The organism is Methylobacillus arboreus (assembly GCF_020532725.1).
Classification (GTDB): Bacteria; Pseudomonadota; Gammaproteobacteria; order Burkholderiales; family Methylophilaceae; genus Methylobacillus; species Methylobacillus arboreus.
Map to the genome: position 1 here is coordinate 151371 of NZ_JAJAVC010000004.1, position 16840 is coordinate 168210.

Annotated in this window: 16 protein-coding genes and 1 riboswitch; of the genes, 4 read left to right on the forward strand and 12 right to left on the reverse strand. The window is 56.3% G+C overall.

Annotation, left to right across the window (positions count from 1 at the left end; translation table 11 throughout):
* Positions 1–4 precede the first annotated feature (4 nt).
* From LG198_RS05615 to def, 7 genes are all read right to left on the reverse strand, one after another.
* Positions 5–1276 (reverse strand): sigma-54-dependent transcriptional regulator, encoded by a 1272-nt coding sequence (locus LG198_RS05615; protein ID WP_230342201.1) that lies wholly within the window; start codon positions 1274–1276, stop codon positions 5–7.
* Positions 1273–3399: a sensor histidine kinase gene (locus LG198_RS05620; protein WP_230342202.1), complete on the reverse strand. Its 2127-nt coding sequence runs from the start codon at positions 3397–3399 to the stop codon at positions 1273–1275. The genes LG198_RS05615 and LG198_RS05620 overlap by 4 nt, the downstream gene beginning before the upstream one ends.
* Before the next feature lie 6 nt (positions 3400–3405).
* A complete protein-coding gene (locus LG198_RS05625; protein WP_230342203.1) occupies positions 3406–3936 on the reverse strand; it encodes a DUF4390 domain-containing protein in 531 nt (176 codons plus the stop codon).
* Between the two features lie 13 nt (positions 3937–3949).
* On the reverse strand, positions 3950–5227 hold the full coding sequence (gene rsmB / locus LG198_RS05630) for a 16S rRNA (cytosine(967)-C(5))-methyltransferase RsmB (protein ID WP_230342204.1): 1278 nt from the start codon (positions 5225–5227) through the stop codon (positions 3950–3952).
* Positions 5228–5230: 3 nt separating this feature from the next.
* On the reverse strand, positions 5231–6070 hold the full coding sequence (gene htpX, locus LG198_RS05635; protein WP_230342205.1) for a zinc metalloprotease HtpX: 840 nt from the start codon (positions 6068–6070) through the stop codon (positions 5231–5233).
* A 138-nt stretch (positions 6071–6208) separates the two neighbouring features.
* Positions 6209–7135: a methionyl-tRNA formyltransferase gene (fmt, locus tag LG198_RS05640; RefSeq protein WP_230342206.1), complete on the reverse strand. Its 927-nt coding sequence runs from the start codon at positions 7133–7135 to the stop codon at positions 6209–6211.
* 10 nt (positions 7136–7145) lie between these two features.
* Positions 7146–7649 (reverse strand): peptide deformylase, encoded by a 504-nt coding sequence (def, locus tag LG198_RS05645; protein WP_230342207.1) that lies wholly within the window; start codon positions 7647–7649, stop codon positions 7146–7148.
* Between the two features lie 91 nt (positions 7650–7740).
* Between def and LG198_RS05650 the strand changes: the two genes are divergently transcribed.
* From LG198_RS05650 to LG198_RS05660, 3 genes are all read left to right on the forward strand, one after another.
* Positions 7741–8802 carry a LysM peptidoglycan-binding domain-containing protein gene (locus LG198_RS05650; RefSeq protein WP_230342208.1) on the forward strand — a complete coding sequence of 354 codons (1062 nt, stop codon included), beginning with the start codon at positions 7741–7743 and terminating at the stop codon, positions 8800–8802.
* Positions 8799–9896, forward strand: coding sequence for a DNA-processing protein DprA (dprA, locus tag LG198_RS05655; RefSeq protein ID WP_407659152.1), 1098 nt, complete (start codon positions 8799–8801; stop codon positions 9894–9896). Before LG198_RS05650 ends, dprA begins: the two co-directional genes overlap by 4 nt.
* A 98-nt stretch (positions 9897–9994) precedes the next feature.
* The gene (locus LG198_RS05660) at positions 9995–10450 is read left to right on the forward strand and encodes a DUF494 family protein (protein WP_230342209.1); all 456 of its coding nucleotides are present in this window, start codon (positions 9995–9997) and stop codon (positions 10448–10450) included.
* Between the two features lie 52 nt (positions 10451–10502).
* Here LG198_RS05660 and metF read toward each other — a convergent pair whose 3' ends face one another.
* The 5 genes from metF to metK form a co-directional block, all read right to left on the reverse strand.
* Positions 10503–11345: a methylenetetrahydrofolate reductase [NAD(P)H] gene (metF, locus tag LG198_RS05665; RefSeq protein ID WP_230342210.1), complete on the reverse strand. Its 843-nt coding sequence runs from the start codon at positions 11343–11345 to the stop codon at positions 10503–10505.
* Positions 11346–11369: 24 nt separating this feature from the next.
* Positions 11370–11717, reverse strand: coding sequence for a phage holin family protein (locus tag LG198_RS05670; protein ID WP_230342211.1), 348 nt, complete (start codon positions 11715–11717; stop codon positions 11370–11372).
* 86 nt (positions 11718–11803) lie between these two features.
* Positions 11804–13213, reverse strand: coding sequence for an adenosylhomocysteinase (ahcY, locus tag LG198_RS05675; protein WP_230342212.1), 1410 nt, complete (start codon positions 13211–13213; stop codon positions 11804–11806).
* 118 nt (positions 13214–13331) lie between these two features.
* A riboswitch (S-adenosyl-L-homocysteine riboswitch) is annotated at positions 13332–13415 on the reverse strand.
* Between the two features lie 64 nt (positions 13416–13479).
* Positions 13480–14685 carry an HD-GYP domain-containing protein gene (locus LG198_RS05680; RefSeq protein ID WP_230342213.1) on the reverse strand — a complete coding sequence of 402 codons (1206 nt, stop codon included), beginning with the start codon at positions 14683–14685 and terminating at the stop codon, positions 13480–13482.
* Between the two features lie 37 nt (positions 14686–14722).
* On the reverse strand, positions 14723–15886 hold the full coding sequence (gene metK, locus LG198_RS05685; protein ID WP_230342214.1) for a methionine adenosyltransferase: 1164 nt from the start codon (positions 15884–15886) through the stop codon (positions 14723–14725).
* Between the two features lie 71 nt (positions 15887–15957).
* On the opposite strand from metK, the gene LG198_RS05690 reads away from it, so the two are divergent.
* Positions 15958–16806, forward strand: coding sequence for a lysophospholipid acyltransferase family protein (locus tag LG198_RS05690; RefSeq protein WP_230342215.1), 849 nt, complete (start codon positions 15958–15960; stop codon positions 16804–16806).
* Positions 16807–16840 lie beyond the last annotated feature (34 nt).

The following is a 16840-nucleotide window of genomic DNA, read 5'->3' on the forward strand; positions in this document are numbered from 1 at the left end:
GCTCTTACTTGGGTTTGACCCCGAGTTGCTTGAGTTTGCGGTAAAGGTGGGTGCGCTCCAGCTGCACGTTTTCCGCGACCTTGCTCATGTTGCCTCCGGCCTTGACGATGTGATGCTCAAAGTAGAGGCGCTCGAAATCGTCTCGCGCTTCCCTTAGTGGCCTTTCCAGATCAATTGCCAGGGAGATTGCGGCTACGCTGCCGGCATTTTCCTGATGCATCTGCGCAAACTGCCCAGTCACACGGTTGACGTCAGCAAGCGTAATTTTCTCGCCCAGCGAGGTCTGCACCAAGTTACGGATGACACTGTCCAGCTGGGCGAGGTTGCCGGGCCAGTCGGCGTTGCGTAGGGCATTGAGCGCTGCTATGTCAAATTCGCGATAGGCTGCCTCGCCGGTTTCTACCATCAGAGTGACCATGGAGCGCGCAAGGTCGGGGATGTCTTCGCGATGATCTTCCAGCGCAGGCACACTGACCGTAGTGACCGACAGGGCCTGCAGCAGGTTGCTGTCAAACAGACCTTCCGCGACCAGTTGCGGCAAGGCTCGGGCGGTACCGCACACTACGCGAACATCATACTTCTCGGCCTTGGCGAGCATGAGCAGCAGGCCTTTCTGCTCGGTCTTGTTCAGGTCTGCCACTTCGGGGATGAAGAGCAGGCCGTCGCTGGCTTGTTCCAGCAACTCCAGCGGGGCGGAGGCCAGGCGTTCGGTTTCCCCAAGCTCCAGCCAGGTGGAGCCCGGCTGATGCAGGAAGCGGGCACAGAGTTCCAGGCCGCTGCCCTTGGCGCCAATCAGGAGCAGGGCGGATTTAAGGCTGGCTACCTGTTCCAGGCGTTGGCGCAGTTCCGTAATTACAGCGCTCTTGCCCAGGTTGACCAGGTTCATGTCAGAGCGGGGCAACTGTTCGCCATGCTTGAGTGCGGCATTGACAGTCTTGAGTAGTTTTTGCAGGGCGATGGGCTTTTCCAGAAAATCGAACGCGCCGATGCGGGTAGCCTCGACGGCGGTATCAATGGTGCCGTGCCCGGACATCATGACCACGGGCATGGTCAGTAGTCCGCCATTGCCCCATTCCTTGAGCAGGCTGATACCGTCGCAGTCCGGCATCCAGATATCCAGAAGCACCAGGTCCGGACGCGTCTGCTGGCGCCAGGTACGTGCTTCTGCCGCATTTTCGGCCAGGCGCACCTGGTAGCCTTCATCCTGCAAAATATCCCTTAACAATTCGCGAATGCCAATTTCGTCATCCACGACTAGCACTTGCCTTGCTGTCATTGCTTGCGCTCCACTAATGGTATGGTGACGGTGACAATGGCACCGTCATGTTCCAGGTTTTCCACCTTGATACTGCCTTTGTGTTCTTCAATGATTTTCTTGACGATGGCGAGCCCCAGGCCCGTGCCGTGCCGCTTGGTGGTCATATAGGGTTCAAATGCGTGAGAGAGGATTTCCAGCGGGAAGCCTGTGCCATTGTCCTTGACGCAAAGTTTGACCCGGTCATCTATCAGCTTGCAGCTAATCACGATCTCCGGCTGCGGATGGCCTTCCAGCGCATCCTGCGCGTTTTGCAGCAGGTTATGCAGCACCTGGCGCAGCATGGTGGCATCGCCATGCACCTTGGGCAGCTCTGCCGGGATATCCACGGTAATGTGGGCATTCCCGGCCTCATACAATGCAAGCACATCCTGGATCAATTGCCTGAGGTCTACCGTATCAAGGCTTAATGCAGGCAGGCGCGCATATTCGCTGAATTCGTTGACCATAGTTTTCATGGCATTAACCTGGCTGACGATGGTGGCTGTCGCCCGGCTCAGCATCTCGGCATCGCTGGCATCCAGCTTGGCAGCCAGCTTGTGTTCCAGCCGCTCGGCGGATAGCTGGATGGGCGTCAGCGGGTTCTTGATTTCATGTGCCAGCCTGCGGGCTACCTCGGCCCAGGCAGCATCACGCTGGGCTTGCGCCATCTGCGTAATGTCGTCGAACACGACGACAAAACCGCCGTCAGGGCCATCTGGAAGGCGGGTGCCGCGTACCAGCAATACCTGTTTGCCCTGGCTGGTGCTGATCTCCATTTGCTCCTGCCATTCCGTGGCGGAGTCAGCCTTGAAGTATACCTGTATGCGGTTGACGAAGCTGGCCAGTGTTTCCTGCTGGTGGGCGAGCATGTCTAATGGCTGGTTGATTGTGTCATCGCCCAACCGCACGCCAAGAATGTGGGATGCTGCATAGTTGAAGGTGCGTAATTGCCCGTGTTCGCCCAGCACCAGCACGCCGGAAGACAAGTGGGCGAGTATGGTTTCAAGATAGCCACGCGCCGCTTCCACCCGCGCGCGGTTGCGGTCGGCCGCCTGCGTGGCGTCATTGAGCTGCCGTGTCATGCTGTTGAATGACTGCACCAGAATGCCGAGCTCGTCCTTGCCGTGGGCGGGCAATACGGTGCTGTAATCGCCGCGGGCAATGGCACGCGTGCCTTCGGCGAGAATGCCGAGCGGGGCAGAGAGCCTGCGGCTCAACAAAAACGCGAATGCGATGGAGGAAAGCATTGCAAGCATCAATACCAGGGTCAGGGTCAGGGCAAACACTTCCTTGAGCGATTCGCGGCTGAAGGAAAGCTCCTGGTAATCCTCATAGACGTCCTGCACGGCTTCCGCGGTTTCCGACAGGGATTTGGGCACAGGTTGCAGCAATTGCAGGACACGCGTTTCGCCTGCCATGTCATTCATGGTGACGGGCGCCAGCACACGCAGGTAAAGGCCTTTGCCGAGAATGGGTTCAATGACGCCATAAATGTGCTGACGGCCCTGCCGGAGCTGCGGGACGCTCGGCAGATCTGGCAGAAAGCTGGATGGGTCACTGCTGGAAAACGCCAGGATGCGCCCCTGTACGGTCAACAGCACCGCATCGCGGACACTGCTTTTCTCGCGCAGGTCATTCAATACGCTCAAATGCAGGTTGCTGGGCTGGAATGCCAGCGACAGGGCCATGGTCTCAGCCTTGTCCTCCAGGTCGGAGAGCATGATGTCGAGCGCACTCTGACCGAGCCGCAGGCCGCCCTCGAGCGCGGCCTCAACCTTGACGTTGAACCAAGACTCGATGGAGCGCGTAAGAAAATTCACTGATACCGCATACACGACCACGCCCGGGATAATCGCCATGAGGGCGAAACTGCCGAGCAGGCGCAACGTCAGGCGGCTGCCCATGATGCTGTTGCGCATCTGGCGGTACAGGCGCCAGAGCTGGATGCCAATCAGCACGATGAGCGAGACGGCAAGGGACAAGTTGAGTATCAGCAGCAGGTTGTAGTAATTGCCTGCCGATGCGGTCCGGGTGCTGGCATGGGAAAGCAGGTAAAGCAGAACCGCCCCCAAGGCCGCGCTGATAAAGACGATATACTTCATATTGGTCTACTGATTGAGTGCCGGTGTCCAGCGGAAGCGCTCGGATACCATGTTCCAATCCTCCGAACTCAAGGTGTCCACCTGCAATGCCTTGGGCAGTTTGGATTGATCGAGGCGCATGCGCAGTCCGGCCTGATAGTTTTCACCTTTCTTCAGCAAGCTGTCATCCAGTACCTGCCAGTTTCTCAGGTGTGACAACTCGTCCTTGGCTTCCTGGATGCTGGTGAAGGAGAGCTGATGGCCGTCACGGTTGACCAGGTACTGCCGGGACAAGGCATGGTAGCTCAGGGATACTTTGCTGGTGAGGCTGGTGATCTCATCATCAAACCAGTAGCGACGCGGTAATACCAGCTGGAACTCCACGAGGAAATTCAGCGGCATGCCCTTGTTGATGGCTTCTTCCAGAGCCGGGCTGAGGGTTATCCCAAAATCGGCATCAAGCAGGTAAGCGCCTTCCTCGGTTGCAACAAGCTCTGCAGAATTGATTTCCAGGCTGCTCTGGCTGGCAATGGCTTGCCAGCTAAAAAAAGCTAACAATAATAGGAACAGCCTAAACTTTTTGCAGCAAAGCGTAAAAGAAGCCGTCATGTTCTGTACCGGGGAGTAGTTGTCCTTGGTTTGATTGTAGTGCGGTATGCTTCAAAGGCAGCAGGCGCGCATCGGATTGGACATGCAGGAACTGCTCTATCTGCTGCCGGTTTTCTTCATGGAATACCGAGCATGTCACGTAAAGCAATTTACCACCCTTTGCCAACAGTCGCCACAAGCCCTGCAATATCACCTGCTGCTGTTTGGCAAATGTCATGACATCCTGTTCGCGCCGCAGCCACTTGATATCCACATGACGGCGCACGATACCGGACGCGGTACAGGGCACGTCCGCGAGGATGCGGTCATACGATATGCCATCCCACCAGGCATCCGGCGCGCTGGCATCGCCTTGTACTAGTGCGGCCTGCAGGCCAAGACGGTCAAGGTTCTGCTGGACGCGCTGCAGGCGGCTGGCGTCATTATCCATGGCGGTCATCTGTACATCGGCAAGCTCCAGCACATGCCCGGTCTTGCCGCCCGGGGCGCAGCAGGCGTCCAGCACGCGCATACCGTCAGCCACATCCAGCGCCAACGCAGCAAATTGTGCTCCCCAGTCCTGCACCGAGGCGTGTCCCTGTTCAAAGCCAGGCAGGCGGCTCACGGGGACGGGACGTTCCAGCATAATCGCTTGCACATCCAGCGCATGGGCATTGAGGTCTTCTGCTTGCAGGGCGTGCAGGTAGTCCTCCGAACTGCCATGGCGGCGGTTCACGCGCAATGTCATCGGCGGGTGCTGGTTGCCGGCGTCTAGTATGGATTGCCAGTGTTCTGGGTATTGCTGCTTGAGTTTGTTGATCCACCATTGCGGATATGAATATTGTGCTGCTTCATTGCTGGCGAGCCGCTGTTCCAATACATCCTTCTGGCGCAGGAAGTTGCGCAGGACGGCATTGACCAGGCCTTTGGCCCAGGTCTTCCTGGTTTTTGCAGCGGCAAGCACGGCCTGGTTGACGACGGTATGCGAGCCTGCCTTGTCGTAACTGAGTTGGTAAAGGCTTACCAGCAGTAAATGATGAATAAAGGCATCACTCAACGGCTTTTGCAGCAATTGCTTGAGGAAAGCTTCAAGCCGGGCGTAGAAACGCAAGGTGCCGTAAGCCAGATCCTGACTTGCGGCACGTTGTTGCGGTGTAATGTCGCGATGCTGCTGGAATAACTCTTCCAGCACCACGGACAGGTTGCGGCCAACAAGCACTTGCCCAACCGCTTGTGCGGCAAGCTGCTGAGAAACCTGCACGGGCTAGACTGCCATCGCCATGAGGCGCGCGATGCGTTCTTCAGTTTGGGGGTGCGTGCTGAACAGGCCCTTGATACCGTCCGTGGAGAGTGGGTTGATGATCATCATCTGCGCGGTTTCGGGATGCTGTTCGGTCGTTTCCAGCGGAATCTTGCGCGCATAATTGTGTATCTTTTGCAGCGCGGCGGCGAGCGCGGTCGGGTCGTTACAGATTTGGGCACCCGCACGGTCTGCCTCGAATTCACGCGCACGCGAGATGGCCATCTGGATCAGCATGGCGGCTATCGGTGCCAAAATCATGATCAGCAGGGCGACAGCGGGATGAACGCCACGGTCACGGCCATGGGCGAACAGCATGCCGAACTGCGCAATCGAGGAGATTGCTCCGGCAATGGTGGCGGAAATGGTCGAGATCAGGGTGTCGCGGTGTTTGACGTGGGCAAGTTCGTGCGCCATCACCCCATGCAATTCACGCTGGGTAAGGATACGCATGATGCCGGTGGTCGCGGCTACTGCGGCATTCTCGGGATTTCGGCCAGTGGCAAAGGCGTTTGGCTGATTCTCGTCGATGATGTAGACCTTGGGCATGGGCAGATTGGCATTTTGCGCCAGTTCCCGCACCATGTTGTAGAACTCGGGCGCCGTGCTTGCATCGACTTCGCGCGCGTTGTACATCTTGAGCACGGCCTTGTCGGAGAACCAGTAGGCATAAATATTCATTGCTCCTGCCAGCAGCAGGGCAATCATCATGCCGCCTGCGCCGCCCAGTGCAGCGCCTACCGAGCCAAACAGCACGACTATCCCCGCCATGAGGATAGAAGTCTTCAGCCAGTTACCTACCATTGTCCATCACTCCAATCTGAAATTCATTACATGCGGCAGAACCGCCGCGATTCTCCACTTAGATAGTGGTCAAAGGGAAAAATTCAAGCGCTGGCACGGCTTGTTGCAAGGATGGGATAAAGTTGTTCCAGCGTATATCTATTCGCCAAATTTATCGCCGAGTGCCAGGGGATGTCCGGCCAGGAAATCCCTGGCTTTCAGGCGTTTGCCGCCCGGCATTTGCAGCTCTTCGATGTTAAGGAGGCCGCTGCCGCACCCGACGGTGATGCCGTCGCCCACAGCTACAATGGTTCCAGCGCTGGCTGTGCCGGGCAGGGCATGCGCCATCCAGATACGGCAGGTTTCACCCTTGAGCGCACTTTGCGCAACAGGGAACGGATTGAAAGCACGTACCTGGCGCGATAGTTCCTCTGCGCTTTCGTGCCAGTCGATGGCGGCTTCTGATTTTTGCAGTTTTTCTGCATAGGTGACCAGGGCCTCGTCTTGCGGTTCTGCCTCCAGCCTGCCTTCGCGCTGCAGTTGATTCATGGCTTGCAGCATCAGGTCTGCCCCGATTTTCGCCAGGCCGTCATGCAGGCTCTGCGCCGTATCCCGTTCGCTAATAGGCAAGACGCCGCGCAATATCATGGCGCCCGCATCCAGCGCAGGCACTACTTCCATGATGGTGACGCCGGTTTCCTTGTCGCCTGTTAACAGGGCGCGCTGTATTGGCGCTGCACCACGCCAGCGAGGCAAAAGCGAGGCATGAATGTTGAAGCAGCCATGACGCGGCATATCGAGCACAGCAGTGGGAATGATGAGGCCATAGGCCGCGACGACGAGGGCATCCGCGTTTTCCGCTGCAATCCTTGCCTGCACGGCTTGGTCCTTGAGGGTTTCCGGTTGCAGTACCGGGATGCCGTGTTCCAGTGCCAGGCTTTTCACCGGGCTGGGCTTGAGCTTCATGCCGCGCCCGGCCGGCCGGTCTGGTTGCGTCAGCACCAGGCTGACTTCATGCGATGATTGGATCAGTGCGGCCAGTGCTGGCACCGCAAACTCCGGGGTTCCGGCATAGATGATTTTCATGTGGGATCGATCAGGCGCGCTCGCGTTGGCGCTTCTTGAATTTATTCTTGATGCGGTTCTGCTTGAGGCTGGAAAGATATTCGACAAATACCTTGCCCAGCAGGTGGTCTATTTCATGCTGGATGCAGACCGCGAGCAAGCCTTCAGCCTCAAGCGTGAAGGGCGTGCCGTGCTCGTCGAGCGCTTCTACTGTGACGGTTGCGGCACGTGTGACGGTGTCGTAGACGCCAGGCACCGAGAGGCAGCCTTCCTCGTATTGCTGGGTGCCGCACTTGCTGAGGATCTTCGGGTTGATGAACACCCTCAGTTCGTTCTTGTCCTCGGAAAGGTCCATGACGATGATCTGCTTGTGCACGTCGACCTGGGTGGCAGCGAGGCCAATGCCCGGGGCATCGTACATGGTTTCTGCCATGTCGCGCACCAGTTGCCTGATTTCGTCATTGACTTCTTTGACAGGTGCGGCCACTTTGTGCAGGCGCGGATCGGGGTAGATTAGTATGTCTAAAATTGCCATAAAAGCTTGCTTGTTTAATAGAGTGAATGCAGAATCCAGTGCAAGTTACAGAATATTAAATGAATCTCTGCTCCTGCCGTAATTACATATTATGTATAAACACATTATAACGCTGCTCATGCTTTGTTGCCCCATTTTGCCTGCCTTGGCGGATGAGGTAAAGCTGCAAGCCAATCATCCTGACCGTTATGTCGTCGTCAAGGGAGACACGCTGTGGGGGATCTCCGGACGCTTCCTCAAGGATCCCTGGCAGTGGCCGCAGGTATGGAAGATGAACCGCGAACAGATCAAGAACCCGCATCTGATCTATCCTGGAGATGTCGTGGTGCTGGATACCAGCAGCGGTTCGCCGGAACTGCGCCTGCTACGTGAGACGGTCGCCAATCCCGAGGTTGCGCTCTCCCCTGGCATCCGTACAGAAAAACTTGAGGCCGAGGCGATTCCCGCCATTTCACCCAGTGTCATTGCGCCGTTCCTGAGCCAGCCGCTCATCATCGAAAACGATGGATTGAAGGATGCCCCCAGCATTGTAGCCGGGCCGGAAAACCGCGTGGTATTGAGCCCAGGCTCCCGTGTCTATGTTGACAAGATCGCCGAGGGCGAAGGGACATTGTGGAACATCTACCGTGCCGGCAAGACTTATATTGACCCCGAAAACAAGGCTGTGCTTGGTACGGAAGCGATTTACCTGGGGGATGCCCGGATCACCAAGTATGGCGAGCCTGCCAGCGGAGAGATCGTGAGCGCCAAGGAGGAAATCTTTGCCAACGACAAGCTGGTGGCCGCACCAGAAAACCTGCAAACCAACTTTATCCCTAGGGCGCCGGAAACCGCAACCAAGGGGCGCATCCTGTCCATTTATGGCGGTGTGGCTGAGGCAGGGCGTAACACGATTATTGCCATCAGCCGTGGCGAGAATGACGGATTGGAGCAAGGCCACGTGCTGGCCATCAATCGCAATGGCCGGGTAATCAAGAACCCGAAGTATGACAAGAAAAACAAGGACAAGTCGGCAGAGCCGGAAAATATCAAGCTGCCTAATGAGCGCATTGGGCTGGCGATGGTCTTCCGCACTTTTGACAAAATCTCCTATGCCTTGATCGTGCAGGCCACCGAACCAGTCAATGTGCTGGATGTGGTGGAGACGCCATAGGCGGCACCAGCCATGATGAGGCCGGGCTGTGGGTTAGCCTGAGCCTGGTTCCCGGCCTGGGCGGGCAGGGCCTGTGCCAATTGCTGGCTGCATTTGGTTCCCCTGAGCAGGTTTACAGCGCCAGCAGGCAACGCCTGCGCGATATTGTCCCAGACGCCGTGGCAAGCGCGATTGCGGCGGGGCCTGACCTGGAGTTGCAAGCTTCAGCTTCAGCCTGGTTGCAACAAGTGGGCAATCATCTAGTCACCCTTGCTGATGCAAGTTATCCCCAATCCCTGCTGGATATTCCTAATCCACCACCCTTGCTGTATGCCAAGGGCAATCCGGATTTGTTGAATATGCCATCGATTGCGGTTGTCGGCAGCCGCAATGCCAGCCCGCAGGGCGAGAAAAACGCCGAGGAATTTTCCGCGGCCTTGAGCCTGCATGGCTTATGCATTGTCAGCGGAATGGCATTGGGCATAGATGGGGCAGCGCATCGTGGCGCCTTGCAGGCGGGCGGGCGCACGATTGCCGTGGTTGGCACTGGCCTGGATATAGTCTACCCCGCACGGCATCGTGCGCTGGCCCACCAGATTGCCGAGCATGGCCTGATTGTGTCCGAGTTTGCGCTGGGTACGCCTTCGCGTGCGCAGAATTTCCCGCGCAGGAATCGCATTATCAGTGGCCTGAGCCAAGGCTGCCTGGTAATAGAGGCCAACTTGCAGAGCGGCTCTCTGATTACCGCGCGCCTGGCTGCGGAACAGGGGAGGGAGGTGTTTGCGATTCCCGGTTCCATCCACTCCCCGCTGGCGAAGGGATGCCATCAACTCATCAAGCAAGGCGCCAAGCTGGTGGAAAGCATGCAGGATATTCTGGACGAGATGAAAATTCCTCTAATGCCAGTTCCTGCTGTTGAAGTGCCAGTGGACGAGGGGGCCGTAAGTGAGCAAAATCCGCTTATTGAGGCCCTGGGTTATGACCCGGTAAGCCTGGATACGCTGGCAGCAAGAAGCGGCTTGACGACCGAACGCCTTTCCGCCATGCTGTTGGTGCTGGAGTTGGAAGGTAAGATAACCTCTCTACCGGGAGGGCGTTTCCAGCGCATCGCCTAATTCTGTGAACAATATCAACACAACACAATGGCGATTCTTAACTGCCAAGTGAGTGGATATATTACAGGATCGCCCGGGTCATTTTGATTGGGGAATGTATGTTCGAAGTCCTGGTGTATATGTTTGAAAACTACTTTGAGTCAGATATCCATCCCGACCACGATACACTTTCTAAAGAATTATTCGCAGCTGGTTTCGACCAAGAAGATATTAAGGGCGCTTTCGATTGGTACAGTGCTCTGGAAGCCATGTCTGGAGGTGATGAGCCCCAGATAGGCAGCAGTCTGGGGCTCCGTGTTTACAACGAAGCCGAAACCAAAAAGATCACCAGTGACAGCCTGAGTTTCATGATATTCCTTGAGCAGGCCAAGGTGTTGAACTCAGCTCAGCGTGAGCTGGTGATAGACCGGGCGATGGCCTTGCCACAGACTGAAATCGGCCTTGAAGAAATACGCTGGATTGTGCTGATGGCCTTGTGGAACCAGGACAAGGCGAGTGACTATCTCTTTGTCGAGGACGCAATGTTCAACGACAACCGTTCGACCTTGCACTAAGCGCGAGACGAATGTTTGCCCCGGCGGGTCGTCCGGCTTGCCGGGAACAGGATTATTCCTGTCCCGCGCCCAATTGCTCCAGAATGGAACTGATAGTGCCAGCCTGGTTCAATGTGTAGAAATGCAGGCCGGGGGCGCCGCCAGCGAGCAATTGCTCACATAAGTCTTCCACCACTTCCGCGCCGAACGCGCGCAGGGAGGCAAGGTCGTCGCCATAGTCCTGCAGCCTCAATCTCAACCAGCGGGGGATTTCCGCCCCGCACACACTGGAAAAACGCGCGAGCTGGGTGAAGTTGTAGATCGGCATGATGCCGGGCACGATGGGAATGGTAATGCCCAGTTTTTCGCATTGATCCAAAAAGTGGAAATAGGCGTCAGCATTATAGAAATATTGCGTGATGGCGGCATTGGCGCCCGCGTCTACTTTCTGCTTGAAATGCTTGAGGTCAGCGCCTGGCGACGATGATTCCGGATGAAACTCCGGATAGGCCGCCACTTCAATCTGGAACAAGTCCCCTGTCTCTTCGCGGATGAAGGCTACCAGCTCGCTGGCATAACGGAAATCACCGCTGCTGACCTCGCCGGAAGGTATATCGCCGCGCAGTGCCACCAGGCGCCTAATGCCTTGTTGCTTGTACTGTGCCAGCAGTGTGCGAATTTCTGCTTTGTCCGATGAGATGCAAGAAAGATGGGGTGCACCTTCATAACCTGCCTGCTGGATATCAAGCACGGTTTCAAGCGTGCGGTCGCGGGTGGAACCGCCTGCACCAAAGGTAACTGAAAAGAATTTTGGCGAAAACCCGGCAAGCTGGTCGCGTGCGCTACGCAGCTTTGCCATGCCTTCTACCGTCTTGGGCGGGAAAAATTCAAAACTGATAACAGGAGCAGCGTTCATTTAAAACCCATTGCAAATGCGGTGTTAATCTTTGGTGCCCAATATCAGGGCAATCAGTGCCCAGGAAATCAGGCTGTAGAGAATGGCGCCTAGAATGCCGGCAAGCAGGCTTTGCACTTCAAAACCATGCAGGATATGGCCAACGAAGAAGAACAGCAGGCCATTGATGACCAATAGAAACAGACCTAAAGTCAGCACGGTGACTGGCAATGTCAGGATGACCAGCACTGGGCGGATCAGCATGTTGACCAGGCCGATCACTGCCGCGGCAAGCAGGGCGCTTCCCAACCCGGATACATGGATGGAAGGAACGACATAAGCCACTGCAAGCAGGGCCAGGGCATTGAGCAACCACACAATCAAGAGCTTCATCTTGCTATTCTCCTTGAATATGCCCGGTCTTGCCGGGCTGGTTAGGTTATCTACATAAATGCCCGGCGGTGAGCCGGGCATCATGCTTAGTAGCGATAGTGCTCTGGCTTAAACGGGCCGTACTTGTCCACGCCGATGTAAGCTGCCTGCTCATCGGTCAGCGTGGTTAGTTGCGCGTTGAGTTTTTTCAGTTGCAACAGGGCCACTTTTTCGTCCAGATGCTTGGGTAGAGTATAAACCCCGACAGGATACTTGGCAGTATTGGCAAACAACTCGATCTGGGCAATCGTCTGGTTGGCAAACGAGGAGCTCATGACATAGCTGGGGTGGCCGGTGCCGCAGCCGAGGTTGACCAGCCTGCCCTTGGCCAGCAGGATGATGCGTTTTCCGTCTGGGAAGATCACATGGTCGACCTGCGGCTTGATTTCTTCCCACTGGTATTTCTCGATCGAGGCGACATCGATTTCATTGTCAAAGTGGCCGATATTGCAGACGATGGCCTGATTCTTCATCTTGAGCATATGCTCATGGTTGATGACATGGTAGTTGCCGGTAGCGGTCACAAAGATATCGCCATGCTCGGCAGCATAATCCATGGTGACGACGCGGTAGCCTTCCATTGCTGCTTGCAATGCGCAGATCGGGTCGATTTCGGTGACCCATACCTGGGCAGATAGCGCACGCAACGCCTGTGCCGAACCCTTGCCCACATCGCCATAACCGGCGACAACGGCGATCTTGCCGGCCACCATCACGTCAGTTGCGCGCTTGATGCCGTCTACCAAGGATTCACGGCAGCCGTAAAGGTTGTCGAACTTGGACTTGGTGACGGAGTCGTTGACGTTGATGGCAGGGAATGCCAGCCTGCCTTCCTTGTGCATCTGGTAGAGACGGTGCACGCCGGTCGTGGTTTCTTCGGTCACACCCAGGATCTTGGACAGGCGTGTGGAATACCACTTGTCGTCTTGCTCGAGCTTGGCCTTGATAGCCTTGAACAGGCTGGTTTCTTCCTCGCTGGCCGGGTGGTTGAGGATGGTGGCATCGGCTTCCGCGCGGCTACCCAGGTGCAGCAGCAGTGTGGCATCGCCGCCATCGTCGAGGATCATGTTGCTGTAGCCGCCATCCGGCCACTCGAAGATGCGATGGGTGTATTCCCAGTATTCATCCAGGGTTTCGCCCTTGACTGCAAATACAGGAATCTCCTGTGCTGCGATTGCGGCGGCGGCATGGTCCTGGGTCGAATAGATGTTGCAGGAGGCCCAGCGTACTTCCGCACCCAAGTCGCGCAGGGTTTCAATCAGCACGGCAGTCTGGATGGTCATGTGCAGGGAGCCGGTAATGCGCGCACCGCGCAGGGGCTTGGTGGTCGCGAATTCTTCACGGATTGCCATGAGGCCCGGCATTTCGGTTTCGGCAATTGCGATTTCCTTGCGGCCCCATTCAGCCAGGTTGATGTCGGCAACGATATAGTCTTGGGTGTCAGCCACAGTATTCATCCTTTAAAACGTTAAACGACGCGGGCGCTTGAATGTCCGCGTGGAATGTGCGACCAGTGGGAAGAGGGCGAGACTTGAGTTCGCGACGTTTCACCATCTTCATGACCGGTACGTGTCAATCTGGTGAACGCCGTTTACGCAGCGTGTGCTGCGTCAACCGAGCCTAGGGATGGTTTCCGTCCTTGCAACGTTCCTCGGTAGAGGCGGTATTATAGTGTTGTTGCCGTGGGTATGTCACTACCTGGTGTCTGCTGGTGCGGCAGCGATCAGGAAGGGAGTGCGCCACCTGTCCAGAGTTGGTTGAGGCTGGGGAAGTTCCAGTCTTCCGGGTTCTCGATTGCCACGATATGTTCCTTGCTGCCTGGTTGGGCAAGGTTGATGATTTCCGGCATTATGTGGGTGCCGGACTTGGTGGAAAAAAATACCTTGACCTTTGGTTTGAGCAGGAACGCCGGATTGTTGTCCACAACGACACCTATGCGCCCAGACTCAAGGCGTACCAGAGAGCCAATCGGGTAGATGCCGAGGCTTTTTACAAATGCCTGGAAAATCTGGGTGTCAATGTGGTCGTCTGTCCATTCTGCCATCCTGCGCAAGGCATCAGCCGGATGCCAGCCTTTGCGATAGATCCGGTCCGAAGTAACGGCGTCATAGACATCACAAATTGTCCCCATGCGTGCATAAGTGCTGATTTTGTCGCCGGCCAGCTGGTATGGATAGCCAGTGCCATTAATCTTTTCGTGGTGATGCAGGCACACATCGAGCACGATGGGATGAATATTGGCAGAAGCGGATAGCAGGGTATGCCCTGCTTCCGGGTGATCCCTGACTATTGCAAACTCTGCGTCTGTCAATTTGCCCGGCTTGTTGATGATGTCCATCGGGATTTCCATCTTGCCGATATCATGGAGCAGGCCGGCAAGACCACAGAGGCGTATTTCTTCTTCATCCATGTCCATTTGTATTGCCAACGCGATCATGAGCCCGCATACCGCGACTGAGTGCATGTAGGTATAGTCGTCGTAGCTTTTGAGCCGGGCCAGGCTGATGAGCGCGCCAGGGTTGCGGCTGACGGAGGAGGAAATTTCATTGACCAGTGACATGGCTTGGTTGCTATCCACGGCACGACTCAGTCGTGCCTCCTGGAACATATGCTTTACTTCGCGGTTGGCATTGGCACAGATGCGCGCGGCCTGTTCCAGTTCTTCAGCGATGTCTACCTTGCACGGTGCGCGTGACGGTGTGGTGGATGGCGTGTGGGTTGTCTTTACTTTTGCTGCCGGTGCGACATCAACCCCTTTGCTGGTGTCGATGATGACTTCGCTCACACCGCTATGGATGAGGTTGTCTATTTCAGACTGGTCGGAAATAAGAAAGGCGTTGCGCCAGAATGGATGATGAATCCAGGATACATCCAGTTTGTGCAGGAACATGCCAATGCGAAGCTGGCTGACAGATATTTTCTTCAGCATTTCTGATACCAGCTTTCACATTGGCAGGGGTTTGCAGTTAAATGCCTGCGGCTGCGCGTAGCTCTGCCGCCTTGTCGGCAGCTTCCCAGGTAAATTCCGGTTCGTCACGGCCAAAGTGGCCGTAGGCCGCAGTCTTGGAGTAGATCGGGCGCAGCAAGTCCAGCATTTTCACGATGCCCTTGGGGCGCAGGTCAAAGTGGTCTAGCACCAATTGCGTCAGGACTTCGTTGGGTACCTTGCCTGTGCCATAGGTTTCCACCATGACGCTGGTTGGTTTTGCTACGCCGATGGCGTAGGAAACCTGTACCAGGCAGCGGGAGGCGAGGCCTGCTGCCACGATGTTCTTGGCAACATAACGGCCGGCATAGGCAGCGGAACGGTCCACTTTGGAAGGGTCCTTGCCGGAGAATGCGCCGCCGCCATGTGGCGCCGCGCCGCCGTAGGTGTCGACAATGATCTTGCGCCCGGTGAGGCCGCAATCGCCTTGCGGGCCGCCGATGACAAAACGGCCAGTCGGGTTGACCAAGAACTTGATGTCGCCCTTGATCAGTTCCTGCGGCAGCGACGGCTTGATGATTTCCTCAATCACCCCCTCGCGCACTTGTTCCAGCGTGATGTCAGGCGAGTGCTGGGTAGAAATCAGTACGGTATCAATCTTGTACGGCTTGCCATCTACATACTGGACAGTGACCTGGCTTTTTGCATCCGGACGCAGCCAAGGGAGGCGGCTATCCTTGCGCAACTGGGATTGACGCTCCACCAGGCGGTGCGACAGCCAGATTGGCAAAGGCATCAACTGCGCGGTCTCATCGCAGGCATAGCCAAACATCAGGCCCTGGTCGCCTGCGCCCTGATCCAGCGGATCGTCATTGGCATTGTCAACGCCTTGTGCGATATCCGGCGATTGCTTGTCATAGGCAACCAGCACAGCGCAACTTTTGTGGTCTATGCCGTAGTCGGCATTGTCGTAGCCGATGCGCTTGATGGTGTCGCGCGCAACCTTGATGTAATCGACATTGGCAGTAGTCGTGATTTCGCCTGCCAGCACGACCAAGCCTGTATTGGTCAAAGTTTCCGCTGCCACGCGCGCAGTAGGATCTTGTTCGAGGATGGCATCCAGAATGCTGTCCGAGACCTGGTCGGCGACCTTGTCGGGATGGCCTTCGGATACGGATTCGGATGTAAATAGGTATTCGCTCATGAGCTCCTGCCAAATCAATTATGCAAAAGGTTGTTAGAATAGCAAAATCATGATGTTTCAAAAAGAAGTACATGCTTAAAGCATTATTACGCATCCTGGCAGTGCTGCCTTTGCCATTGATCAATGGCATTGGCGTGCTGGCTGGCTGGGGATTTTATTTTTTTTCCCAGAAAATACTACGGCGCACCCGTAAAAACCTCAATATTGTCGGTCTTGCACAGACGCCTGCCGATTATCGCGCGTTGGTGCGCCAAAGCGTCATAGAAACAGGCAAGGGGCTGATCGAGACATTCGCCATCTGGTTCCGCCCGCAAGCGCGCGTGCTGCCTTGGGTGAAAGAGTGCCATGGCTGGGAACATGTGGAAGCGGCTCAGGCGCAAGGGCAAGGCATCATTTTCCTGACACCGCACCTGGGGTGCTACGAAATCACGGCCTTGTATTACGCTGCCCGGCACCCGATTACGGTGTTGTATCGTCCGGCCCGCCAGCAATGGCTTGCGCCCTTGATTGACGAAGGCCGCAATCGCAGCCAGATCAAGCAGGCGCCTACCAACTTGAGTGGGGTGCGCAGTTTGCTCAAGGCCTTGAAGCAGGGGGAGGCGATTGGCATTCTGCCGGACCAGGTGCCCGAGTTTGGCGAGGGCGCTTGGGCGGATTTTTTCGGCTCACCGGCTTATACCATGACACTGGTGGGCAAACTGGCAGACACTTCCGGCGCAAGGGTATTGCTGGCGTTTGGCGAGCGTTTGGCATGGGGCCGTGGCTATGTGATTCATATCCGACCGTTGGAGCTGGAGCCGACGCCAGCCAATATTAATCAGGGAATTGAGCAATTGGTCAGGCTATGCCCGGAGCAGTATCTCTGGAGCTACCGCAGGTTCAAACAGCCCAAGCCGCACGGCAAGGCAAACAATCCTTGATCAATACTTCATAGATTAATAGCGATCGCCTAGA